The 21,696-nt window shown below is 60.0% G+C and carries 21 protein-coding genes; 8 read left to right on the top strand and 13 right to left on the bottom strand.

Annotation, left to right across the window (positions count from 1 at the left end):
- Positions 1-11: 11 nt before the first annotated feature.
- The 3 genes from mnmE to hemJ all read right to left on the bottom strand — a co-directional run bounded on the left by mnmE (position 12) and on the right by hemJ (position 3,178).
- Positions 12-1,304 carry a tRNA uridine-5-carboxymethylaminomethyl(34) synthesis GTPase MnmE gene (mnmE, locus tag F3W81_RS15145; RefSeq protein WP_193079957.1) on the bottom strand — a complete coding sequence of 431 codons (1,293 nt, stop codon included), beginning with the start codon at positions 1,302-1,304 and terminating at the stop codon, positions 12-14.
- 29 nt (positions 1,305-1,333) lie between these two features.
- A complete protein-coding gene (gene rho, locus F3W81_RS15140; RefSeq protein ID WP_193079956.1) occupies positions 1,334-2,605 on the bottom strand; it encodes a transcription termination factor Rho in 1,272 nt (423 codons plus the stop codon).
- Positions 2,606-2,731: 126 nt separating this feature from the next.
- Positions 2,732-3,178 carry a protoporphyrinogen oxidase HemJ gene (hemJ, locus tag F3W81_RS15135; RefSeq protein ID WP_193079955.1) on the bottom strand — a complete coding sequence of 149 codons (447 nt, stop codon included), beginning with the start codon at positions 3,176-3,178 and terminating at the stop codon, positions 2,732-2,734.
- Positions 3,179-3,612: 434 nt separating this feature from the next.
- Here hemJ and F3W81_RS15130 point away from each other — a divergent pair, with 434 nt between their 5' ends.
- Genes F3W81_RS15130 through dnaQ form a run of 4 tightly spaced genes read left to right on the top strand, consistent with a single transcriptional unit; the run spans position 3,613 to position 6,317 of the window.
- The gene (locus tag F3W81_RS15130; RefSeq protein WP_193079954.1) at positions 3,613-4,212 is read left to right on the top strand and encodes a Maf family protein; all 600 of its coding nucleotides are present in this window, start codon (positions 3,613-3,615) and stop codon (positions 4,210-4,212) included.
- Positions 4,209-5,042: a shikimate dehydrogenase gene (locus F3W81_RS15125; protein WP_193079953.1), complete on the top strand. Its 834-nt coding sequence runs from the start codon at positions 4,209-4,211 to the stop codon at positions 5,040-5,042. Before F3W81_RS15130 ends, F3W81_RS15125 begins: the two co-directional genes overlap by 4 nt.
- Positions 5,039-5,632 carry a dephospho-CoA kinase gene (gene coaE / locus F3W81_RS15120; RefSeq protein WP_193079952.1) on the top strand — a complete coding sequence of 198 codons (594 nt, stop codon included), beginning with the start codon at positions 5,039-5,041 and terminating at the stop codon, positions 5,630-5,632. The genes F3W81_RS15125 and coaE overlap by 4 nt, the downstream gene beginning before the upstream one ends.
- Entirely contained in the window at positions 5,625-6,317 is a 693-nt protein-coding gene (dnaQ, locus tag F3W81_RS15115) for a DNA polymerase III subunit epsilon (RefSeq protein ID WP_193079951.1), read from the top strand. Before coaE ends, dnaQ begins: the two co-directional genes overlap by 8 nt.
- A gap of 6 nt (positions 6,318-6,323) precedes the next feature.
- Here dnaQ and secB read toward each other — a convergent pair whose 3' ends face one another.
- On the bottom strand, positions 6,324-6,818 hold the full coding sequence (secB, locus tag F3W81_RS15110; RefSeq protein ID WP_193079950.1) for a protein-export chaperone SecB: 495 nt from the start codon (positions 6,816-6,818) through the stop codon (positions 6,324-6,326).
- A 114-nt stretch (positions 6,819-6,932) separates the two neighbouring features.
- Positions 6,933-7,412, bottom strand: coding sequence for an FxsA family protein (locus F3W81_RS15105; protein WP_193079949.1), 480 nt, complete (start codon positions 7,410-7,412; stop codon positions 6,933-6,935).
- Positions 7,413-7,517: 105 nt separating this feature from the next.
- Here F3W81_RS15105 and F3W81_RS15100 point away from each other — a divergent pair, with 105 nt between their 5' ends.
- From F3W81_RS15100 to F3W81_RS15090, 3 genes are read left to right on the top strand one after another with little or no spacing between them, the layout of a single operon-like run.
- Positions 7,518-8,177, top strand: coding sequence for a Tim44/TimA family putative adaptor protein (locus F3W81_RS15100; RefSeq protein WP_193079948.1), 660 nt, complete (start codon positions 7,518-7,520; stop codon positions 8,175-8,177).
- The gene (gene mltA, locus F3W81_RS15095) at positions 8,174-9,235 is read left to right on the top strand and encodes a murein transglycosylase A (RefSeq protein ID WP_193079947.1); all 1,062 of its coding nucleotides are present in this window, start codon (positions 8,174-8,176) and stop codon (positions 9,233-9,235) included. The genes F3W81_RS15100 and mltA overlap by 4 nt, the downstream gene beginning before the upstream one ends.
- Positions 9,232-9,840, top strand: a complete 609-nt coding sequence (locus F3W81_RS15090) for a Smr/MutS family protein (protein WP_193079946.1) — start codon at positions 9,232-9,234, stop codon at positions 9,838-9,840. The genes mltA and F3W81_RS15090 overlap by 4 nt, the downstream gene beginning before the upstream one ends.
- A gap of 7 nt (positions 9,841-9,847) precedes the next feature.
- Here the strand turns inward: F3W81_RS15090 and hslU are convergent, their stop codons facing one another.
- Positions 9,848-11,155, bottom strand: coding sequence for an ATP-dependent protease ATPase subunit HslU (gene hslU, locus F3W81_RS15085; RefSeq protein ID WP_193079945.1), 1,308 nt, complete (start codon positions 11,153-11,155; stop codon positions 9,848-9,850).
- 28 nt (positions 11,156-11,183) lie between these two features.
- Positions 11,184-11,738 (bottom strand): ATP-dependent protease subunit HslV, encoded by a 555-nt coding sequence (gene hslV, locus F3W81_RS15080; RefSeq protein WP_193079944.1) that lies wholly within the window; start codon positions 11,736-11,738, stop codon positions 11,184-11,186.
- A 110-nt stretch (positions 11,739-11,848) separates the two neighbouring features.
- On the opposite strand from hslV, the gene F3W81_RS15075 reads away from it, so the two are divergent.
- Complete coding sequence (locus F3W81_RS15075) at positions 11,849-12,748, top strand: hypothetical protein (RefSeq protein ID WP_226941701.1); 900 nt, start codon at positions 11,849-11,851, stop codon at positions 12,746-12,748.
- A gap of 69 nt (positions 12,749-12,817) precedes the next feature.
- Here F3W81_RS15075 and trxA read toward each other — a convergent pair whose 3' ends face one another.
- The 6 genes from trxA to tsaE all read right to left on the bottom strand — a co-directional run bounded on the left by trxA (position 12,818) and on the right by tsaE (position 21,656).
- On the bottom strand, positions 12,818-13,138 hold the full coding sequence (trxA, locus tag F3W81_RS15070) for a thioredoxin (protein WP_193079943.1): 321 nt from the start codon (positions 13,136-13,138) through the stop codon (positions 12,818-12,820).
- Between the two features lie 61 nt (positions 13,139-13,199).
- A complete protein-coding gene (gene addA, locus F3W81_RS15065; RefSeq protein ID WP_193079942.1) occupies positions 13,200-16,580 on the bottom strand; it encodes a double-strand break repair helicase AddA in 3,381 nt (1,126 codons plus the stop codon).
- Entirely contained in the window at positions 16,577-19,498 is a 2,922-nt protein-coding gene (gene addB / locus F3W81_RS15060; protein ID WP_193079941.1) for a double-strand break repair protein AddB, read from the bottom strand. Before addB ends, addA begins: the two co-directional genes overlap by 4 nt.
- On the bottom strand, positions 19,491-20,183 hold the full coding sequence (locus F3W81_RS15055; RefSeq protein ID WP_193079940.1) for a nucleotidyltransferase family protein: 693 nt from the start codon (positions 20,181-20,183) through the stop codon (positions 19,491-19,493). Before F3W81_RS15055 ends, addB begins: the two co-directional genes overlap by 8 nt.
- Complete coding sequence (locus tag F3W81_RS15050) at positions 20,159-21,178, bottom strand: aminoglycoside phosphotransferase family protein (RefSeq protein ID WP_193079939.1); 1,020 nt, start codon at positions 21,176-21,178, stop codon at positions 20,159-20,161. The genes F3W81_RS15055 and F3W81_RS15050 overlap by 25 nt, the downstream gene beginning before the upstream one ends.
- Positions 21,171-21,656, bottom strand: a complete 486-nt coding sequence (gene tsaE, locus F3W81_RS15045) for a tRNA (adenosine(37)-N6)-threonylcarbamoyltransferase complex ATPase subunit type 1 TsaE (RefSeq protein WP_193079938.1) — start codon at positions 21,654-21,656, stop codon at positions 21,171-21,173. Before tsaE ends, F3W81_RS15050 begins: the two co-directional genes overlap by 8 nt.
- Positions 21,657-21,696: the final 40 nt, after the last annotated feature.

Raw genomic sequence — 21,696 nt, 5'->3', positions numbered from 1 at the left:
TGAAACAACTCCTACTTACCGATGCAGAAACTAGCGAAAATCTCACCAAGCAGAGTTTCCACGTCGACGATGCCTACCAAAGAATCAAGCGAGCGGATAGCTGACCTAAGCTCTTCGGCAATCACATCCTCACCATAAGCGGAATCACGCAACATATTTCTTGCATTAGTCAGATACTCTAATGAACGAAGGATTGCCAGCCGGTGGCGCTCGCGTGTTGCCGTAGCAACCAGAGACGAGCGTTCGGTGAAAACTGTCGCCAACCGATCAATCAGCGAATCGACACCATGCCCCGTTACACCACTTACACCACTTACACCATCGAGGTCGTCATAAAGATCAACCTTGGCACGAAGGACCAAGTCATCCGCTTTCATGGGAAATAGAGGAGTCTCGCCAGGAGCTAAGAGATAAATACGAAGATCTGCTTGCTCAGCGCGAGCTTTACCACGTTCCACGCCTATTGCTTCAACAACATCATCGGTATCGCGCAAACCAGCCGTATCTAGAAGAGTAACTGGCAATCCGCGCAAATCCATGCGCACTTCAATAACGTCGCGAGTTGTACCCGCTATCGATGAAGTTATTGCGGCTTCGCGACCCGCTAAGTAGTTGAGAAGAGTCGATTTACCCGCATTCGGTGCTCCAATAATCGCAACTTCGAACCCGTTACGCACGCGTTCAGCAACTTCTGCACCAATGGCTTGGCTTTTGAGGCTCGTTTGCACATCGGAAAGGAGCTGATTCACTTCAGGTCGGACGTCAACAGGTACGTCCTCATCAGCAAAATCGATTGTGGCTTCCAGTAGCGCCGCTGCTCTTATCAGATCGCGGCGCCAAATTTGAACGATCTCACCGAGTTTTCCGGCAAAAACCCTTTGTGCCTGGCGTCTCTGGGCCTCAGTTTCAGAGTCGATCAAATCGGCAAGACCCTCCACCTGCGATAGGTCCATCTTGCCGTTTTCGAGGGCTCTTCTTGTGAACTCCCCCGCTTCAGCCATCCTGAGCCCTGACATATCTCCCAATGTGCGCAAAACACTCGTGATAATTGCCGGGCTGCCATGGAGCTGCAGTTCAATAACGTCCTCGCCCGTGAAGCTTTCAGGTCCTTCGAAATAAAGTACCAAAGCACTGTCGAGGACTTCGCCATCGGCGTCTCTTAAAGTCCTCAGAAGAGCGTGCCGGGGTATCGCCTTTTTGATTCCGAAGTTTTCAGCAGCCATCAAAGCCAAGGGGCCTGATATCCGAACAATCGAAACGCCTGCCCTGCCTGGCGCTGACGCTAGGGCAAAGATGGTATCCATATTCATTCCTCCCCGAGCGAGTGCCCAGATCAGGTGTTCATGGAATCAAAGAAGTCAGAATTTGTCTTCGTCTGCTTCAATTTTGAAATCAGGAACTCAATCGCGTCCGTCGTACCCATGGGGTTGAGTATCCGGCGAAGAACAAACGTTTTCTGCAGGTCGATTTTGTCGACCAAAAGCTCTTCTTTCCTGGTCCCGGACTTCAGAATATCCATAGCAGGGAAGACGCGCTTATCGGCAACCTTGCGATCCAAGACGATTTCCGAGTTACCCGTGCCTTTGAATTCTTCAAAAATCACCTCGTCCATACGGCTGCCAGTGTCGATCAGCGCCGTTGCAATGATGGTCAGGGAGCCACCTTCTTCGATGTTCCGAGCTGCGCCAAAGAACCGTTTCGGCCTCTGGAGAGCGTTTGCATCGACGCCGCCCGTCAAAACTTTACCCGATGAAGGCACCACAGTGTTGAATGCCCTACCAAGCCTAGTTATCGAATCAAGCAAGATAACAACATCTCGCTTGTGTTCTACCAAGCGCTTAGCTTTCTCGATCACCATCTCGCAAACTGCTACGTGGCGCGTCGCAGGCTCGTCAAAGGTTGAGGAAATGACCTCACCTTTTACAGAACGCTGCATATCAGTCACCTCTTCCGGGCGCTCATCGATCAGCAGAACGATCAGATAGCACTCAGGATGATTTTTCTCGATAGAATTTGCAATATTCTGAAGCAGAACCGTTTTACCAGTCCGCGGGGGAGCAACGATCAGAGAGCGCTGACCTTTGCCAATCGGCGCAACAAGGTCGATGATTCGGGCAGAACGATCCTTGATCGTGGGATCCTCAACTTCCATCTTCAGCCGCTCATCCGGATAGAGCGGTGTCAGGTTGTCGAACGCAATTTTGTGGCGCGCCTTTTCAGGATCTTCAAAGTTGATCGAAGACACCGTTGTCAGTGCGAAGTACCGTTCGTTGTCGTCAGGCTGCTTCATCAAGCCTTCAACGGTATCCCCAGTCCTCAGCGAAAACTGCCGTATCATGTCCGGAGAGACATAAATATCGTCCGGTCCGGAAAGATAGTTCGCTTCTGGCGACCGAAGGAATCCGAAACCGTCCTGCAGGACCTCCAGCACACCATCGCCGCCGATCTGCCAATCTTCATCCGCGAGTTCGCGAAGAATCTGGAACATCATCTCGCCCTTGCGCATGGTCGAGGCGTTCTCGATCTCCAGCTCTTCGGCCATGGCCAGAAGATCCTTTGGGCTTTTTGCCTTGAGATCGTACAGATTGAGGCGGTTCTCACTCATCGAATAAATGTCCTTTGATCGGCTCAACTGAGGAGCACGCGATCAGTTCTATGTCTGGAAAGCAATTCACCCGGACGGGCGACTTGGCGCGGTACATAGGCGCTGGAACGGATTGAGTCAATTCTTCTAGAACTTCACGACGACGGAGAAGACGATGATCATCATCAAAAGCGTCGGAACTTCGTTCATCATTCGGTAGCGGCGCCCTGTAAGAACATTCTCGCCACGCTCGAAGTCCTTACGTCGTTTTCCCAGCCAATGGTGAAAACATGTCATTGAGAGCACCGCTGCGGCTTTGGTCCAGGGCCAGACAAAGGACCAGTCCACGATGCCGGGTGTGAAAACCAGTGCGAGGCCGAAGATCCAGGTTGCGATCATGGCTGGGTTCATGATCGCGCGCAGCAGTCTGTACTCCATCGTTCGGAATAGTTGATCGACCTGTGCGTTCTGCCCCTGCTCAGCATGATACACAAAAAGTCTTGGCAGATAGAAGATCCCTGCCATCCAGCTGATCACAGCAATGATGTGAAGACTTTTCGTCCATGGGTACGCCAGAGCGAGGAAGTCAGACATGCGCGATCTCCGTTCATCGGTCTCCCTCATACCCTTCAATACTATTTAAAGAAAAGATTGTTGTTTGATGTAGTACCGCTTCTTTCTGTGGATACTTTGGTTTTCCATACGGTCTTACACACTGTGGATAAGTTGGGGGTAAACTTGGAGTCATCTAAGGAAAGTTTTCCACCGTATTTTTTTTCATCCAATGATTTCAGTCGGATGTGAGAGCAAAAGACCATCAGATTGATTTACGTCCAACTGTGGATCATTTCTGGGGCGAATCCTGAGAAAGAACAAATCAGGTTACTCTTCTCCACAGAGGGCGTTTCTCGAACGACTCAGCCGACTCGGGTGAGTCCCCCACAGGGGGGCACGCCCCTTGCGCTCAGCGTCAATTTTTTCCAGAAGTTAGCCAGACTTTATAGCGAGTTTTTCACTAGGTTATCCCCATGCAACACAGCATCATCTTGGCTTCAGGTTCATCGATACGGGCGGAACTGTTACAGCGCGCCGGCGTGTCCTTCAGCGTCATGAAGCCACGCGTTGATGAAGAAATGATTAAGAGTGCTATGCTCGCCGAGGGGGAGAGCCCGCGAAACATCGCGGACGCTCTCGCACAAGCCAAGGCCGAGAAAGTCAGCATGAAAGAGCCAAGTGCTTTCATCATAGGCTGTGACCAAGTCTTGGCATTTGACGGAAGAATTTTATCGAAGCCTGAGAGCAGTGACGACGCAGGGGCGCAGTTAAGGACTTTGTCGGGCAAAACGCATGAACTGTTCACTGCCGCCGTGATTTGTCAGGACGGCAGGGCGATCTGGCGCAAGGTCAGTGACGTCAGAATGACGATGCGGCCGATCTCTGACAGCTACCTGGACTCTTATATTTCACGAAACTGGCCCGAAATTTCCCATGCCTGTGGCTCATACCAAGTCGAAGCAGAAGGGAGCCGACTTTTTTCCAAGATCGATGGAGACCATTTTGCAGTCATGGGGCTGCCTCTGCTTGAGATCCTGGATTACCTGGCGTTAAGAGGAGTTATCGACTCATGACCCATGAACGCATCCCGCTCGCCGGTGTCATCGGCAATCCGATAGCGCATTCGCGGTCTCCTCAAGTGCATGGCTACTGGCTTAAGTCACTGAACTTGCGTGGCCACTACATCCCCATGCATGTGACAGAAGAAAAGCTGAAAGAAGTTTTGCATACGCTTCCGAATGTTGGATTCGTGGGTGTGAATATCACGATCCCTCATAAGGAAGTGGTTCTCCAAATTGCAGATCGGATTTCAGACCGCGCGAAGGCCATTGGCGCCGCAAATACCCTATTTTTCAGTGCAGATGGAGAAATATTCGCCGACAATACGGATGGGTATGGATTTATTGAGAACCTTCATCAGCGCGCGCGCGGTTGGGATCCTAAAGTAGGCGCTGCCGCCTTGCTCGGAGCCGGAGGTGCAGCACGGGCTGTGATATGCTCCCTGATTGAGGCAGAGGTGCCTGAAATTCTGATTTCAAACCGAACGATCGAGCGCGCCCATGCATTGCGACAGGAGTTTGGCCCTCGCTTGCACGTCGTCGAATGGTCACAGGCAGGCTCCATGATAGCGGACGCGAATTTGGTGGTGAACACCACGTCTTTGGGCATGGTCGGAAATTCTGGTCTGAATGTGGCACTCGATGGTCTGCATGAGGGGCAAGTCGTGACCGATTTGGTTTATAACCCCTTGGAGACACCGATCTTGCAGGCGGCGCGGTTGGCTGGATGCACGACTGTCGATGGGCTTGGCATGCTGCTGCATCAGGCCGTGCCGGGGTTTGAGCGTTGGTTTGGTCAACGGCCAGAGGTGACGCCTGAACTGCGCGCGGCCGCCTTGAAATGAGCTTTTTGATAGGATTGACCGGCTCGATCGGGATGGGGAAGTCAACCACGGCCAAGCTGTTCGCTGCGGAAGGCTGTGATGTATGGGACGCGGATGCAGCTGTGCACCGCATGTATGGCATTGGCGGATCTGCCGTGGTCCCTTTATCTGGGGTGTTCCCTGAGGCGACACGCGACGGGTCAGTTTCGCGCGACGTCTTGAAGAAGATCATTGCTGAGGATCCGACGGCACTGCCCCGTATCGAGGCGATTGTGCACCCCTTGGTGGCAGATGACAGACAAGCCTTCGTGGCAAATGCGATATCTGACATCGTCGTGCTCGACATTCCCCTGCTGTTTGAGGGGCGCGGATCGCAAGGAGTCGACGCGACGGTCGTTGTGACTGCTCCTGCTGAAATACAGCGAGCGCGCGTCATGTCACGGGGGACCATGACCGAGGCACAGTTTGAAATGATACTGTCCAAACAGCTGCCCGATGCGGAAAAACGCCAACGCGCAACCTACGTTGTTTTGACGGACACTGTTGAACATGCGAAAGCGCAGGTGGCAGCCATCGTTTCGACAATCAGACAAGGCCTCAGCAATGCGTGAAATCGTCCTCGATACCGAAACCACCGGTTTTGAACCTGATCAGGGGGACCGTCTGGTCGAGATCGGCGCTGTTGAGTTGCTGAACCACATGCCGACTGGAGAGACGTTTCACGTCTATATCAATCCCAAACGCAACATGCCTGATGATGCGTTCCGTGTGCACGGGTTGAGCGAGGAGTTTCTGTCCGACAAGCCGGTCTTCGCGGATGTTGCGCAAGATTTTCTGGATTTCATCGGTGACTCGCGCTTGGTCATCCACAATGCCAGCTTCGATATGAAGTTTTTGAATGCGGAGCTGGGCTGGCTGGGCAAGCCAAAGATACCGATATCTCAGGCGCTCGACACGTTGGCGATTGCGCGCAAGCGGTTCCCAGGGTCGCCTGCGTCGCTCGATGCGCTTTGCCGTCGTTTTGGGATCAACAACTCCGCGCGGACACTGCACGGGGCCCTGCTCGACTCCGAGATTTTGGCCGAAGTGTATCTTGAGCTGGTCGGTGGCCGTCAGCCCGATCTGGTGTTGGCCCCGAAACAGGAAAGCAAAACGACCGTAGAGATTGATGATGATTGGCGCCCGCGTCCTAGGCCCGCCGCTTTGCCCTCGCGGCTGAGCGAGACGGAGAGCGCCGCCCATGCCAAGTTTGTCGACAAGATGGGCGACGCCGCGATCTGGAAAAAGCTCGGCTGATGCCGATCAGTTGGCCGGTGCAGTCGGCTGAGCCGCCGCACGACGCTGAAGTTCGGCGCGATAGAGCTGAACGAAGTCGATCGTGTCGAGGTTCAATGGCGGGAAGCCACCGTCACGGGTCACATCGCTGACGATACGGCGCACGAAGGGGAACAGCATCCGCGGGCATTCGATCAACAGGAAGGGATGCATCTGCTCGTCTGGAACACCTTCGATGGCGAAGATACCGACATATTCCAGCTCCATGAGGAACATGGAGTCGCCGGTGTCCTTGGCGACAGAATTGATCGTCAGCTTCATCAGCACTTCGAACTGATTGTCAGCTTCGCGCTTTTTCGCGTCGAGGGCGACCTGAACTTTGACGTCCGGTTGCACCTGGCCAGTTGCGGGTTTGCGCGCCAGGATGTTTTCGAACGACATGTCGCGGATATACTGCGTCAGTACGTTCATTTTTACCTGTGGTGCCTGCTGTGCGGCACCATTGGGAAGATCATCGGCCATTTGTCTGCTCCTGCGGAAGGTTGAGATGTTGGCGAATGTCCTACCAGCTTGGCCAACGCGTCTCAACGCCACAATGAGATATGTGGCAAGTCATAAAGATCAGGTTTCCGGATCTCAGTGCTGGGTCCAGCCAGACGGGTTGTGAGTGGGGCGTTTGGGCGGATCAATTTCGGAATAATCGCCCTCAATGATATCAGAATCCGGGCTTGGTCTCTGGGTGGGCCCCGAACCCATGCTAAAGCTCTGCACTTTCACGCGCTTGCGCAGAAAGTTGAAAGCAGCGTGGCGAAACACCGGGGTCAGCAGGGCAAAGCCGAGCGCATCGGTGAAAAAACCGGGAGTGACCAGAAGCGCGCCAGCCAGCAGGATCATCGCGGCATCGGCCAGTGGGGCCGACGGATCAGACAGCTCGGAAAAGCTCCTGCGGATGTTGTTCAGAGCCAGAGCGCCCTGTTTGCGTACCAGCCAGGTCCCCAACACAGCGGTGAACAGAACGATGGCCAGCGTCCAGCCGAGGCCGATCAGACCGCCGACCTGAATAAATAGGGCGATTTCAATCATCGGGATTGCGATGAACGCCAACAGTAGCCACATGGAACTTACTCCTCTTTCGGGTGGCAGAGTGGACTCAACCCTGCGCGTCACCTACATAAGAGCGAGTTCATTCTGTTACCATGCCCAGAGGTCCAAGAGGTTTTCATGAATTCGCCTATTCTCCAGCTACTGGTTCTTGCGGGGATCGCCGTTTTCCTGATCCTGCGTCTTAAAAATGTCCTTGGAACGAGGGAAGGCTTTGAAAAACCTCCCGTCGCCACTAATCCCGTGCCCGCGGCGCGCACATCGAACTTTGAAGTGATCGACGGGGGACCGGATCCGGACATCACCGATCACGTTCCCGAGAACAGCGCATCCGCCAAAGCCATCACCAATATCAAGTCGATCGAGCCGGACTTCAGCGTTTCCGAATTCCTTGGTGGCGCGCGTGCTGCTTATGAGATGATCCTGATGGGCTTTGAGAAGGGTGAGCTGGACGATGTGCGCGAGTTTCTGGCGCCCGACGTCTATTCCAGCTTCGCGCAGGTCGTGGATATGCGCGAACAGCAGGGCCTGACGGTCGAGGGCGAGTTTGTCGGCGTCAAGGAAATGACCTTGAGTGAGGCAGAGTTCGACGCCGATACCCAAACGGCAGAATTCACTGTGCGCTACCTCGGCCAACTGACCCAGGTCGTGCGCGACGCCAACGGCGAGATCGTCGAAGGTGAGCCGGGCAAGATCAAGACACAGCTGGATATCTGGACGTTCGAGCGCAAAATCGGCTCCGACAACCTCAACTGGCAGCTTGTCGCCACGGGCGAATGATCCATCGGGCGGCTGCGGCATATGTGGCGATCTGCAGTGCCGCGCTTGCCCAGCTTCCCGCCATTGCTGCCTCTGATCCTTTCACGCCGACCTATGCTGTTCTGGACTATGAAGGTCTGAGCGGTTGGTCGGCGGACGATCAGCAAGCCGCTTTGAACGTTTTTCTGAACACCTGCGGCGATATGAAGGATGCGGACTGGCAGGCGATTTGTCATCTCGCCAGAGACAGCACCGATCATGCCCGCACATTTTTCGAGATGTTCTTTGCTCCGGTTCTGATCCAGGACGGCACCCCTGCCGTGTTCACGGGCTACTACGAGCCTGAACTCGACGGATCGAATACCCCCAGCCGCCGCTTTCGCTATCCCGTCTACGCAATGCCCCCGGAGATGGAGAGCGGCACACCGTGGCTCACACGGCGGGAGATCGAGGAGACGGGCATCCTGGCCGGACGCGGGCTTGAGATAGCCTGGGTCGACGACCCTGTTGAACTTTTGTTTCTGCAAATACAGGGTTCGGGCCGTATCAGGCTGCCGGACGGCAATCATATCCGCCTTGGGTATGCGGGAAACAATGGCCAGGATTACAGCTCGATCGGTCAGGAAATGGTCCGACGTGAGATTTATGAGCCGCATCAGGTTTCTGCCAAGGTCATCGGCAATTGGGTCAAACGCAACCCGGTCGAGGGCGTAGAATTGTTGCGCCACAACGCCAACTACGTGTTTTTCCGTGTGCTTGAGGACGTTCCCCCTGACGCGGGGCCGAAAGGGGCGATGAACCGGTCGATCACTCCGGGCCGCAGTCTTGCCATTGATCCGGCCTTTATCCCACTGGGAGCACCGGTTTGGATTGAAAAGAAGGGCTTTCGTGGTATGCGGCGCCTGATGATAGCTCAGGACACAGGATCAGCCATAAAAGGCCCGCAGCGCGCAGATGTCTTCATGGGCACTGGTGAAGGCGCGGGACGTGAGGCTGGCCGCATGAAGGACGCAGGGCGCCTGATCGTGCTGATGCCGATCCAGCGGGCTTATGCGATGCTGATTGAGGATATCCAATGAGCCGCCGCCGTCGCCCTCTGCGCCCCGAGGAGCTGGAACTGTGGGAGAAGGTCGCCAGCTCGACCGAGCGGTTGGTCCCTGCGCGCAAGACTGTCGCGCAGCCGGTGGTCAAGAAGGAACGTCGTCAGGTTCCGGAAGATGATCCCCCTGCCCCGCACCATGACATCATGCCCTTTCAGTTGGGCCAGAAAGCGTCGCACAGTGCCGGAGCACACGACTTGCTGGCCCCGATTGGGGAACGGCTGCGCAGTGCGCCCGTGCGCATGGACAAGAAGACCCACACTCGCATGACCAAAGGCAAACTTTTGCCAGAGGCGCGGATCGATCTGCATGGCATGACGGTAGAACGGGCGCACCAGTCGTTGCGCGCGTTTATCTTTCGATCCGTTCAGAATGAATGCCGTCTGGTGCTGGTCATCACCGGAAAGGGCCGCAAGGAGGCCGAGGACGGCCCCATCCCCGTGCGCCACGGAGTCCTGCGCCACCAGTTGCCCCACTGGCTGTCGATACCGCCCCTGTCTCAGCTGGTGCTGCAGGTGACCTCGGCCCACGCCAGACATGGCGGGGCCGGAGCCTATTACATATATCTGCGACGCAACCGCTAGACCGCGCTTACAGCACGTAGCGGCTGAGGTCCGAGGAGGCCGCAAGCGCTCCGACATTCTTGTCGACGAAGGCGGCATCAATTGCGATCGTTTCGCCACCGCGGTCAGGGGCGTTGAAGGAAAGCTCCTCGAACACCCGCTCGATCACAGTATAAAGCCGACGTGCACCAATGTTTTCGACGGATTGGTTTACCTCGGCCGCGATACGCGCAAGGGCCGCGATACCGTCTTCGGTGAAGGTGACGTTGACGTCCTCGGTGCCCAGCATGGCCGAGTACTGAAGGGTCAACGCATTGTCGGTCTCTGTCAGAATACGAACGAAATCACCCTCTGTCAGGGGTTTCAGCTCAACCCTGATCGGCAGGCGGCCTTGCAGTTCGGGCAGCAGGTCGGAGGGTTTCGCAATGTGGAAGGCCCCCGAGGCGATGAACAGGATATGGTCGGTCTTCACCGGGCCATACTTGGTCGATACCGTCGTGCCCTCGATCAACGGCAGCAGGTCGCGCTGCACACCTTCACGGGACACGTCACCACCACGGGCATCGGTGCGGGCGCAGACCTTGTCGATCTCATCCAGAAAGACGATGCCGTTTTCCTCGACCGAGCTGAGAGCGGCGCGGTTCACCGTTTCCTCGTCCAGCAGCTTGTCGGCCTCTTCGCTGATCAGCAGAGCGTAACTGTCTGCCACGCGTAGCTTTTTGGTGACCTTGCGGCCGCCAAAGGCTTTGCCGAAGATGTCGCCGAGGTTCATCATGCCCATCTGCCCGCCGGGCTGACCAGGGATCTCCATCCCGCCGAGCGGGTTCGAGGTGTCGGCCACCTCCAGCGTGATTTCAGTTTCGTCCAGATCGCCGCTGCGCAGTTTCTTGCGAAACATCTCGCGCGTGCCGTCCCGTGAATCTGTGCCAGCGATGGCGTCGATCACGCGTTCCTCGGCGGCTTCATGGGCCTTGGATTTCACATCTTCGCGCATGTGCTCACGGGTCATAGCGATGGCACTGTCGACGAGGTCGCGGATGATTTGTTCGACGTCCCGGCCGACATAGCCGACTTCGGTGAACTTCGTTGCCTCGACCTTGATGAAGGGCGCGCGGGCCAGTTTTGCCAGACGGCGGCTAATCTCGGTCTTACCGACGCCGGTGGGACCAATCATCAGGATGTTCTTGGGATACACCTCGTCGCGGATATCATCGGACAGCCGCTTGCGGCGCCAGCGGTTGCGCAGGGCCACTGCCACGGCGCGCTTGGCGTCCTGCTGGCCAATGATGAAACGGTCGAGTTCCGAGACGATTTCCCGGGGTGTCAGGTCAGTCATGAAGGGGTCCTTTCAGGGCGACCGGCGATCAGCCGATGCTCTCCACGGTCAGGTTTCCGTTTGTGTAGACGCAGATATCCGAAGCAATCGCCATCGCCTTGCGGGCAATCTGTTCCGGGTCTTCGACATAGTCATAGACTCCGCGCGCCGCGGCCAAGGCGAAGTTGCCGCCCGATCCGATCGCTGCGATGTCATTCTCAGGCTCCAGAACGTCGCCGGCACCGGTGATGACGAACAGATCCTTGCCGTCGGTGACGATCAGCATTGCCTCAAGCTTTTGCAGGTACTTGTCCGTGCGCCAGTCCTTGGCCAGTTCAACGCTGGCGCGGGCCAGCTGGCCGGGCGTTGCCTCAAGCTTGGCTTCCAGCCGTTCCAGAAGGGTGAAGGCGTCGGCAGTGGAGCCCGCGAAACCCGCCACAACGTCGTAGCCACCGGGCGAAAGACGGCGCACCTTGCAGGCTGTGCCCTTGATGACGGTCTGACCCAGGGAAACCTGCCCGTCACCTGCGACGACCACTTTGCCCCCCTTGCGCACGCCGATGATCGTCGTACCGTGCCAGCCGGGAAAGTCGCTCTCTGCCATGTAAATCTCCTTTGGTCTGGGAGGGTATATGAGGGCCTTGGAGCGGGGCGGCAAGGGCTTGGGCCATATCCCGCTTGCCGCAGCTTTGTGCCGCGGGTAGCGTTTCGGCCATGGATCACCCCAGAGAAATGCGGCTGTATCTTGAGCCCGGACTGCTGGCGAGCGCGGCCGCCGGTCAGCATAACTTCCTCTCTCTGGTGACCGAGGTGTTGGGGCACGCGGGCTATGCCATTTCTCTGGAGGAAACGGGCGCGCGCGCCCGCGCCGACGCCCCTGACAAGCCCGGGTACGCGTTGTTTCACATGGAACACCCGACCCATGACCGCGCCCTGACGTTTCGTCGGGTCTACCACTACCCCTTCTGGGCGATTGAGCCCTTTGCCGAGCGTTGGAATTGGCGGGTGGCCCGGCGCACGTTCCGTCCCGAAGAGATTGACAGGGCTGAGGCACAGACGTTCTTCAAGCGCTGGCAGAAGCGACTTTTCAAAGACGCGCCCAGTAAGGCGACGCGCGAGGGAGCCGTCTACGTGCCGCTGCAATCGCGCCTGCTGGAGCATCGTCTGTTTCAGACCTGCGCCCCTATCGAGATGCTTGAGCGAACCCTGGAGGGTGATCCGCATCGCAAGATCCTGGCGACCCTGCACCCAAAGGTGACCTACTCCAAAGCGGAACTGCGTGCCGTAAAGGATCTGTCGCGGCGTTTTCCACGTTTGCAGCTGAGCAAGGCACCGATGGAGCAATGCCTACAAGCCTGCGATTATGTCGTGACCGAGAACTCGGCGGCAGCATTTTCGGGGTTCTTCTTTGAAAAGCCAGCGCTGCTGTTTGGGCGGATCGACTTTCATCACATTGCTCTGGGTCCAGAGGACTTTGACCAGATCGCAGAGCATAGACCTGATTTCGCCACCTATATATGGTGGTTTTGGCAAAAGATGAGCATAAATGCAGGGCGCGACGATGCGCCTCAAAAGATTGCAGGTGCATTGCGTCGTGGTGGCATCCCGCTCTGACCGCAACCGGACACGAAAAAGGGCGCCACAGTGGCGCCCCTTATCAAATGTCATATCAGGCGAATGATCTCAGATGGATTCGTCGATCCAGTTCTTCAGCGCGGCCTTGGGGGCGGCGCCGGTGCGGTTAGAGACGATCTCGCCGTTCTTGAAGATGAACAGCGCGGGGATGCCGCGAACGCCCATGGCCATGACCGACGTAGGGTTGGTGTCGGCGTCCAGTTTGACGATCTTCAGTTTGCCTTCCATCTCATTGGAAAGCTCCTCAAGCGCGGGGGCAATCTGCTTGCAGGGGCCGCACCACTCAGCCCAGATATCGACCAGAACGGGGATATCGGAGTTTTTGACTTCGGCGTCGAAGGTTTCGTCCGTGACAGCAACGGTCGTCATGATTTCTCTCCATCGGGGGAATTCGTGTTGGGCCTGAACCTAAGTCTCCCCCGGTCGGCGGTCAAGCGGGGGTGCTCTCTTGCAGGGCTGCTATGACAATATCGTGCGGCAGGTGCATCAGGGTTGCGTTGCGCGTCCACAGGATTGCCGTGCGGATCGGCAGGTCAGGATAGATCTGCGACAGCGCCGAGGCATAGGCGCCCATCTGCCGTAGCAAACCCGTCGGGACGTCAGCTATCGTGTCGGGAACAACCGCATTGGTCTTGAAATCGACGGCAAGGATATGATCGTCGGCCACGATCAGCCGGTCGATGGTGCCGTGAATGCGCTGCCCGCCCAGCTCTGGCAGGGCCGCGGTGATCGATACTTCGGCGAGGGCAGTGCCCTCAAAGAACGGCCTTGTCGCGGCGCTGGTCAGAACGCGGCTGGCCTCTTGCAGCAGCAGGGTGCGCTCGGCCTCTCCCGCCGCGTCCGGGCCGGTTTCAAGTAGGGTATCTGTCTCGGCCGCCCAGTCCGCAGGCTCCAGCAGAGGCAGATGTTCGAGCAAGAGGTGGACCTGACGGCCACGCTTCTTGGCGGCGTCCTCGTCCAGCCCGGCCTCGCCCGGTAGCGCCTTGGTGCCGCCCAAGTTGGACGGGCTGAGGGTTTTCGCCTCGCCCTCGGCGCGCGGCGCTTTGTCGGTCGCCCAGGCCTCCAGCACCGGCTGGGTCGTGACGATGGGCGCTGGCACGTCCAGCTCCAGCCCGTCCCAGTCGCCGTTTTCCAGCCGCAGACCCTGGCCGCCGGGGTGGTCATGCTCGCCTGCCCCCATTTCGATCATCGCCTCGCGGATGCGGCTGTACCAATCGTTGCCGGATTTGCCCTCGGTCCCCGCCCCGGCGACGATCAGCCACTTTTCGGCGCGCGTCATGGCGACGTAGAGCAGGCGGTCGCGTTCCTGTGACAGCCTCTCGATCTTCTCCTCGCGCAGGGTGCGATACGCGGCGGGGGCTTCGGTTTGCGACACCGACCATAGCGGCACGGTCCCCGCTGGCACGATCTTGTCGTCGAACCGCGGGGCCGAGATCAGTGTTTCGGGCAGGATCACGATGGGGCTCTCCAGCCCCTTGGAGCCGTGCACCGTCATCACGCGGATCTGGTCCCCGGCACTGTCGAGCTGGCGTTTGATCTCCAGCGCGTCGGCCTCCATCCAGACCAGAAAGCCGGTCAGGCTGGGCACCTCGGTCCGCTCATAAACCAGCGCTTGATCTAGTAGAGCGTCGATGCCATCGGCGGCCTCCTCGCCCAGACGGCCCAGCAGTTTGCGCCGTCCCTCGAACCGGGTCAGGATGCGTTCGATCAGGTCATAGGGGCGCAGGAAGTCGGCCTGTTCCTGAAGATCGGTCAGCATCGCGAAGGTGGCGGGGTATTCCGTCGCGCGCAGCTTCATCGCTTCCCACAGGCGTTTGTGGTCGCCGCGTTTGTGCGCAAGGTCGTAGAGCGCCTGTTCGTCCCAACCAAACAGCGGCGATTTCAGGACCGAGGCCAGCGACAGGTCATCCTCTGGAAGCGCGAGAAAGCTCAGCAGCGCCCCAATGTCGCGCACAGCAAGCTCGGCGGCGACTTTCAGGCGGTCTGCCCCAGCGATCGGCAGGTCGGCCTTTTTGCAGGCACGGATCAGCTCGTTGAACACGGTTGAGCGACGGCGCACCAGGATCATGATATCGCCGGCCCGCACCGGGCGGCGTGCATACGTTCCCGTATGGCCGATCTCTTCGGGGATGGTTTGACCGGAGCTCAGCATATCCCGGATCGACTCGGCTATCTGTTTCGCCAGCATGACGTTATGGTCGGTGGCGGCCAGCAAATCGACGGGATCGAACCAGTCGCGTTCGTCCTTGTCCTTGGATTTCTCGACCAGAGGCCAGAGGTCAACGCGCCCCGGCATCGCCGCCTTGAAGGCACGGTGGCGCTGGTCGGTGGTAAAGCCCGCCGCATCGCGCCCGTCGAACACCCGGTCCACAAGGTTCAGCACGGTCGAGGCGGAGCGGAAGGAATACTCAAGCTCAAGCGATTGCAGAGGCTCGCCGGTGTGGCGCAGGCTGTCGGCGAAGGTGTCGCGCATCCGATCAAATTCGCTGGGGTCAGCGCCCTGAAAGGAATAGATCGACTGCTTCTTGTCGCCGACCACGAAGATCGTGCGCATCACGTCGTCGCGCGCGCCAGCGCCCGAGGTGAACTCCCGCGCCAAGGCCGAAACCACCTGCCATTGCACGGGCGAGGTATCCTGCGCCTCGTCAACAAGGATATGGTCGATGCCACCGTCGAGCCGCCAGAGCACCCATTGCGAGACCACGGTATTGGTCAGCAGGTCACGGGTGCGCAGGATCAGGTCGTCGAAATCCAGCCAGCCGCGCGCCTCTTTCGCCGCCGCATAAGCGGGCAGGAAAACGCGGGCGAAATCATGCAGAGCCAGTGCCTTGTCCCGGGCGGCGATGGCGACGCGGGTGTCACGCCATTCTGACACGCGGATCTGCCAGTCCTCGATCTGGGGCACAAGGTGGGGGTGGGCGGCCTTGGCGTCCTTGCCGGGAAATTTCGTCGGGGTGAAGGGCGCCTTGCCGGACTTGGTCAGGAACCGGTCCTCAAGCACTTCCAGCGCAGAGAGTGAGCGGGTGTCGATCTGCGACAGCATCTCGAGCGCGCTTGCATCGCCCTTGGTCGTGCCTGCGCGCAGCATCTCTATCAGGCTGGGAAGGAACGCCAGATCGGCCTCGGTGAAGGCGTTGTCCAGCACGTCCTGCGTCGTCAGGCCTGGGGCGAGGTTCAGCGCCGCCTCGACCGCGGTGATGTCGAGGGGCTGGGCGAAGAGGTCCTGATGCTTCGCGACCTCCTGCGTCAGGCCGCGAAACGTCTCGTCGGTCAGAAGGTAGGCGACGCGTTCCAGTATGGCGGCATGGGGCCCCTCTGCGATCTTCTGGATCACCTCGTCGCGCAGGATGGTGCCGTTGCGGTCCTCCATTTCCTGAAACTGCGGGCTGACTCCGGCCTCCAGCGGAAAGCGACGCAGCAGCGCGGCACAGAACGAGTGGATGGTCTGGATCTTCAGCCCGCCGGGCGTCTCGATTGCGCTGGCGAACAGCGTGCGCGCGCGGGCCAGACGGCGGCTGTCGATCTCATCCTCGACCCCCAGCCGGGCCAGCGCCTTGCGCAGCGCGTCGTCCGCCAGCATCGCCCATTCGCCCAAGCGCTGGAACAGCCGGTTCTGCATCTCGGACGCGGCGGCCTTGGTATAAGTCAGGCAGAGCACATTCTGCGGCGACACGCCATCCAGCAGCAGCCGCGCCACACGGTCGGTCAGCACGCGGGTCTTGCCCGAGCCTGCGTTGGCCGACAGCCAGGTCGAGCGGTCGGGCAGCGCGGCCTGGATCTGGCGGGCGGAGGCGGGGTCGCGGGCGATCATTCGACGGTCCTCTTGTCGGGGTCCTGCGTCACGTCCCATTCGCCATGGCGCGACAGCAGGTCGTAGTCGCTGGTGTCGTTCATGTCGAACATGGCGCGCCGGGCGGTATAGCCGCGGGTCGGCTCCAGCCAGGCGCGGGCCAGCTCGGTGAACTCCTCCCACACCTGTCCGGGCGAGTTTTCGTCCAGCGGTGCCGGTGCCTCCACCGGGTTGGAGCCGAGGCCGATGTAGACCGCTCGTGCGACGGTGCGCGGGCCCATGGTGCCAAAGCCTTCACGCTCGGCAATCGCGGATTCCAGCAGCAGCTGCTTGTCAAACAGCGCCTGCTGATCCTTTGAGGGCGGCATGCCGGTCTTGTAATCGAACAGATGCACCCGGCCGGCATGGTCAAGATCGATCCGGTCCGCCTTGGCGGCGAGGGTAAAGCCGAGACCCGCGATCATCGCCTTGCCGACCTGTTCATACTGGATCTGCGCTGCCTCCATCTGGCGTGCGGCCTCATGCGCGGTGAACCAGCCCGCAATGCGGCCCAGACGGGCGTGCCAGAGAACCCGCGCCTCGCCCCAGGGCACCTCGCGCTCCAGTACCTCGCTGGCGATCTGCAGCAGCGCTTCGGGGGTGTTGGGCAGGCCATCCTCGCAGACGCCTTTCACGAAGGCCTCGATTACCTCGTGACTGACGATGCCACGCATCAGCGCATCGGGTTCGCGCATCAGTGGGTTCATCGGCGACAGGCGCAGGATGCGCTTGGCATAAATCGCGTAGGGGTCGCGGATCAGCTTGCGGATGTCGGTGGCCCAAAGCTCCCTCGGGCGGGCGTCGACGGGCGGACAGGGCGCGGGGCGCGTGGCCGGGGGCGCGGTGAAGGGTGTCTCGATGAGGCGGGCCATGGCCAGCCAGTCATTGCCCTTCGCCTCCATCCTGCGCAGCGCTTCTGGGCCGGCATCGGGCAGGCCGCTCAGCAGGTTGGTCAGACGGTTCAGCCAGCGCGAGGGCACGGTTTCTGCGTCCTGCGAGCGGATGGAACGGCTGAGCCAGACCTCCCGCGCGGCGATCGCCTGCTGAAAGTCATGCGCCGAAAGACCGATGCGGCGTTCGGGCAGCAACAGGGCGGCGTCCTTCCGCATCTGGCGGTTCAGCCAGGGGTCGGGCGTCGGCGCCTCGGGCCAGCTGCCCTCGTTCAGACCGCCGAGGATCACCAGATCGGCGCCCTGAACGCGCGCCTCCAGCGTGCCCCAGATCAGGATATGAGGGTGCGGCTCCTCGGGGTTGCGAACCTCACCATTGGCGATGATCGCGCCAACCAGATCGCCGTAATCGCGCGCGGCAAAGTCACTGCCATAGGCGGCGTCCTCGGCCAGTGTCGCCATGATGCGCTGCGCCTCGATGCCCGCATCCTTGTCCCAGATCGTGCCGGTGGCGTCCTCGATACAGCCACGCGAAACTATCTCGGCGAGCGCGATGTGGTTGATGACGCGGCTCGCCAGAGGGATCGGCTCGGGCGCGGCGGCGTCAAAGACATGGGTGCACAGCCACTCGGCCCAAAGCGGCGCGAACTCCCCGCTTTGACGGGCCGCGAAGGCCAGCAGATCGTCGGTGTCGGGCATCGGGCGGGCGTGACGGCGCAGGTAGATCTCAAGCTTCCGGGTCAGATCGAGATGCGGACCGCGCTTGGCGCCAGAGTGGGTCAGCGGGTGCTTGAGCAGGGCCAGCAGGTCGACCGCGTTCGGCGGCGCGATGAACAGGCGGGCGACCTGACGCAGCAGGCGCCCCGGCGGTGTCACCTGCAGAGGAGTGCCTGCGGAGTCGTCTGGCACGATGCCCCAGCGACCGAGCGCCGAGCTGACCTGACGTGTCAGCATCCGATCAGGCGTGATCAGGGCAGCCATCTGGCCATCCTCGGCGGCCTTGCGCAGACGCAGCGCAATCGCCATCGCCTCGGCGCGCGGGGATGTGGCTTTAACCAATGTGATGTCGCGCGTCGGCGTGTCGAGATCGCCGAGGGCCGGGCCTTCCTCAAGCCACTGGTGCGTCACGGGGGCGGGGCGCATGGCCAGCGACACCAGCCGGTTGCGCGCCGTGTTGCAGGGCACGTCGTCGACCCAGGGGGTAACGTCCGAGGGTTCCAATCCCAGCCCCAGCATCAGTTTGCGAAAGCGGAACTGCGGGTGATCCTCGCCCGTCAGAGGCTCATCTAGCCGCTGCCAGATCGCCTCGGGGACATGTTCGTCATAGCCGGGCAGGACGACCGCGCCCTGCGGCAGGCGGGCGACGGCCTGCATCAGCAGATGCGTCGCACCGCGCGACCCTGTTGAGCCTGCCAGAATGATCGGATGCTGCGGCGGGTGCGCCTGCCACTCGGCTACCAGCGATTCCACGACACGTCGCTGGCGTTGCTCTGGATCGGGCATGTCGCCGTCGCGGGGAATGCTGTTGACGATGTCGAGAAACCGCAGGCTGCGCGCCCAGTGGCCAGACATGTCGGTGACATCAAGCCGGGCGATGTCCGCAGGCGTCACGTTTTCGCCCTGCATCTCGTCCAATAGCTTGGCCAGACTGTCGGCAAGATCATAGAGCGCGGCGCGGGGGGCCAGATCCGGTTCGGCATCGAGCAAGGCGGACAGCAGACGGATCAGCTCCAGACGCCTGCGTATGGGAGAGATCGAGGGTGGGATCGGCTCCGCGCCCTTCAGGTCCGTCAGCAGCAGGACCTGGGGCAGCAGCGCAGGCGGACCGGCATCGAAAATGCTGCGCATGCGTCGCGCCATGCGGCGGGTGTTGACCACCAGTTGAACCCGCGCCACCTCGTGCGGAGGACGGCCCTGCATCCGCGCGTTCAGCCCGCGCAGCAGTTCTTTCGGGAAATCGGCGCCGGGAGGGATGCCGAACAGGCGCGGCGTCTCGGAGCGTTCAAACATCCTCGCCCCGCAGCATGGCTTCGGCCATGGCGATATTTTCAGGGCGCCCGACATCGCACCACTGACCGGGATAGGGCAGGATGAACAGCCGCTCGCGCACGATCATCCGATCCCAGAGCGCGTTGAGTGAAAACACAGAGTCCTCGATCTCCAGCAGCTCTTTCGTCTGCAGGATCTGAACGCCGGAATAGATCAGGCCCGGTCCGCGCGCTGCGCGCCCCTCGGCGTCGACGCTGAAATCGCCCTGCCCCGCGTGACCAAGTGCATGCTCAGGGGGCACGCCCAGCAGCAGCGCGTCCATACGCTCTGGGTCCCATGCCTGTGCCAGGCACTCCAGAGCAGACGGCCCGTTCCAGACTGCATCCGTGTTCATGGTGAAAACCGGACCATCCCCCAGAAGCGGCAGCGCATTGCGCAATCCTCCCCCAGTGTCGAGCAGATCGGGCGCCTCGCGGTTCACCATGACGCCCGTGCCAGCGAAATAGTCGACGATCTGATCCGCCTTGTAGTGCGCATTGGCCACGACCTTCAGGTCGGGCATGTGGGCGACCTGCTCCATCGCATGGGTCAGCAGCGGCTTGCCCGCAACCTCGATCAGGGGCTTCGGGAGCGTGTCTGTCAGAGGGCGCATCCGGGTTCCGTACCCGGCGGCGAACAGCATCAGGGAAGCGGGCGTGTGGCGCATTTTTCTTTCAGTGCTTGAAGGGCTTGAGGTGTCGGCGTGGGAAGGTCGTTCAGCAGACGCTGGCGCACATCCACCATTCCCTCACGCTCAAGACTGCGCATCAGGTAGCCCCAGACGCGCGGAATGAAATCAACGTAGTGCGGACGACCGTCGCGCATGCAAAGGCGTGCAAAGACGCCCAGAATGCGCAGGTTGCGCTGCACGCTCAGCATGTCATAGGCGCGACGAAAGGCAACAGGCTCTGCCCCGGATGACGCGATGAAATGGGCAATCATCGCCTCTTCCAGTGCAGGCGGAACATCGCGGCGGGCGTCTTGCAGCAGCGAGACGAGGTCATAGGCCCGGTGGCCGAGCATTGCGTCCTGAAAGTCGAGCTGCCCGACGCGGGCAATGCCCTGACGATCTGGTAGCCACAGCAGGTTTTCAGCGTGATAATCCCGCAGGATCACAACCTCTGGGGTGCCAGTCGTCTCCTGCAGAGCGGGGTCGAACATGCCTGTGAAAGCCTCAAGACCCACAGGATCTTTCCCGGTGACCCCTTCCTGATACCAGATATAGGCGAGAGAGCTGAGCTGGGTCATCGTCGCGGGGTCGTAGGCCTTCAGTCCCTCTGGCGAGGGTCCTTGATGCAGTGCGACCAGCGCCTCAGCAGCAGCTTCGTAAAGCGTCGTCTCTAGCTCGGGTTGCTCCACTACGACACGGGCATAGAGCGCGTCGCCGAGGTCTTCGATCAGCAGAAAGCCGTTTTCTTCATCTTTCGCAAGGATTTGCGGAGCGGAAAGTCCTACGCTCAGCAAGTGGCGCGCAATGCTTAGAAAGGGCCGGACGTCCTCTCCCTTATCGGGTGGGGCGTCCATCAGCACGGCTGTGCGCCCGTCGGCCTTGTGCAAGCGGTCGTACTTTCGCATCGAGGCGTCGCCTGCGAGGGGAACGATCCGGGCGTCGGCCCAGTCTGTTGTCGAGACGAAGTGCAGTTTTTGCCCGGTTCTATCCATCTGCCAGTGCCTTTTTGATGAGTGTCTGTGCGCCAGCAGGGCCGTCGATCAGCAGGTTTCGCGCCTCGTCATGAACTGCGTCGACGCTAAAGTCGATGCGCAGCGCCTCAGTCGGCGCCAGATCGCCAAGACGGTCGGGCCACTCGATCAGGCAGATCGCCTGCTCAAAAGCGTCCTCCAGCCCCAGTTCGACGGCGTCCAGCGGGTCCGACAGGCGATAGAGATCGGCGTGCCAGAGCGGACCATTCTGCGTGTCATATTCCTGCACCAAGGTGAACGTGGGCGAGGGAACGTCCTCGGGTGCGACAAGGATCGACTGGATCAGACAGCGTGCGAAATGCGTCTTGCCGGCTCCGATGCCGCCCGACAGCAGGATCACGTCGCCGGGCTTCAGGCGCGCGCCAAGCCGCTGCGCGAAGGCGCATGTCGCCTCTGGTGAGGCGAGTGTGGCCCGTATCTGGAATGTGTGACTGCTCATGGCGCGACATTACCGCGCCCCTGACCCGTCGCAAGCGGGA

Origin of the sequence: Pseudooceanicola spongiae (genome assembly GCF_014899185.1) — a bacterium.
Taxonomy (GTDB): domain Bacteria; phylum Pseudomonadota; class Alphaproteobacteria; order Rhodobacterales; family Rhodobacteraceae; genus Pseudooceanicola; species Pseudooceanicola spongiae.
Note: the sequence above shows the minus strand (reverse complement) of the source record. Positions and strands in the feature narration are given on the sequence as shown.

What these genes read in the sequence shown, in the direction of transcription:
- mnmE (WP_193079957.1), bottom strand. Translation starts at nt 1,304, where the DNA reads ATGGATACCATCTTTGCCCTAGCGTCAGCGCCAGGCAGGGCAGGCGTT.
- rho (WP_193079956.1), bottom strand. Translation starts at nt 2,605, where the DNA reads ATGAGTGAGAACCGCCTCAATCTGTACGATCTCAAGGCAAAAAGCCCA.
- hemJ (WP_193079955.1), bottom strand. Translation starts at nt 3,178, where the DNA reads ATGTCTGACTTCCTCGCTCTGGCGTACCCATGGACGAAAAGTCTTCAC.
- F3W81_RS15130 (WP_193079954.1), top strand. Translation starts at nt 3,613, where the DNA reads ATGCAACACAGCATCATCTTGGCTTCAGGTTCATCGATACGGGCGGAA.
- F3W81_RS15125 (WP_193079953.1), top strand. Translation starts at nt 4,209, where the DNA reads ATGACCCATGAACGCATCCCGCTCGCCGGTGTCATCGGCAATCCGATA.
- coaE (WP_193079952.1), top strand. Translation starts at nt 5,039, where the DNA reads ATGAGCTTTTTGATAGGATTGACCGGCTCGATCGGGATGGGGAAGTCA.
- dnaQ (WP_193079951.1), top strand. Translation starts at nt 5,625, where the DNA reads ATGCGTGAAATCGTCCTCGATACCGAAACCACCGGTTTTGAACCTGAT.
- secB (WP_193079950.1), bottom strand. Translation starts at nt 6,818, where the DNA reads ATGGCCGATGATCTTCCCAATGGTGCCGCACAGCAGGCACCACAGGTA.
- F3W81_RS15105 (WP_193079949.1), bottom strand. Translation starts at nt 7,412, where the DNA reads ATGTGGCTACTGTTGGCGTTCATCGCAATCCCGATGATTGAAATCGCC.
- F3W81_RS15100 (WP_193079948.1), top strand. Translation starts at nt 7,518, where the DNA reads ATGAATTCGCCTATTCTCCAGCTACTGGTTCTTGCGGGGATCGCCGTT.
- mltA (WP_193079947.1), top strand. Translation starts at nt 8,174, where the DNA reads ATGATCCATCGGGCGGCTGCGGCATATGTGGCGATCTGCAGTGCCGCG.
- F3W81_RS15090 (WP_193079946.1), top strand. Translation starts at nt 9,232, where the DNA reads ATGAGCCGCCGCCGTCGCCCTCTGCGCCCCGAGGAGCTGGAACTGTGG.
- hslU (WP_193079945.1), bottom strand. Translation starts at nt 11,155, where the DNA reads ATGACTGACCTGACACCCCGGGAAATCGTCTCGGAACTCGACCGTTTC.
- hslV (WP_193079944.1), bottom strand. Translation starts at nt 11,738, where the DNA reads ATGGCAGAGAGCGACTTTCCCGGCTGGCACGGTACGACGATCATCGGC.
- F3W81_RS15075 (WP_226941701.1), top strand. Translation starts at nt 11,849, where the DNA reads ATGGATCACCCCAGAGAAATGCGGCTGTATCTTGAGCCCGGACTGCTG.
- trxA (WP_193079943.1), bottom strand. Translation starts at nt 13,138, where the DNA reads ATGACGACCGTTGCTGTCACGGACGAAACCTTCGACGCCGAAGTCAAA.
- addA (WP_193079942.1), bottom strand. Translation starts at nt 16,580, where the DNA reads ATGATCGCCCGCGACCCCGCCTCCGCCCGCCAGATCCAGGCCGCGCTG.
- addB (WP_193079941.1), bottom strand. Translation starts at nt 19,498, where the DNA reads ATGTTTGAACGCTCCGAGACGCCGCGCCTGTTCGGCATCCCTCCCGGC.
- F3W81_RS15055 (WP_193079940.1), bottom strand. Translation starts at nt 20,183, where the DNA reads ATGCGCCACACGCCCGCTTCCCTGATGCTGTTCGCCGCCGGGTACGGA.
- F3W81_RS15050 (WP_193079939.1), bottom strand. Translation starts at nt 21,178, where the DNA reads ATGGATAGAACCGGGCAAAAACTGCACTTCGTCTCGACAACAGACTGG.
- tsaE (WP_193079938.1), bottom strand. Translation starts at nt 21,656, where the DNA reads ATGAGCAGTCACACATTCCAGATACGGGCCACACTCGCCTCACCAGAG.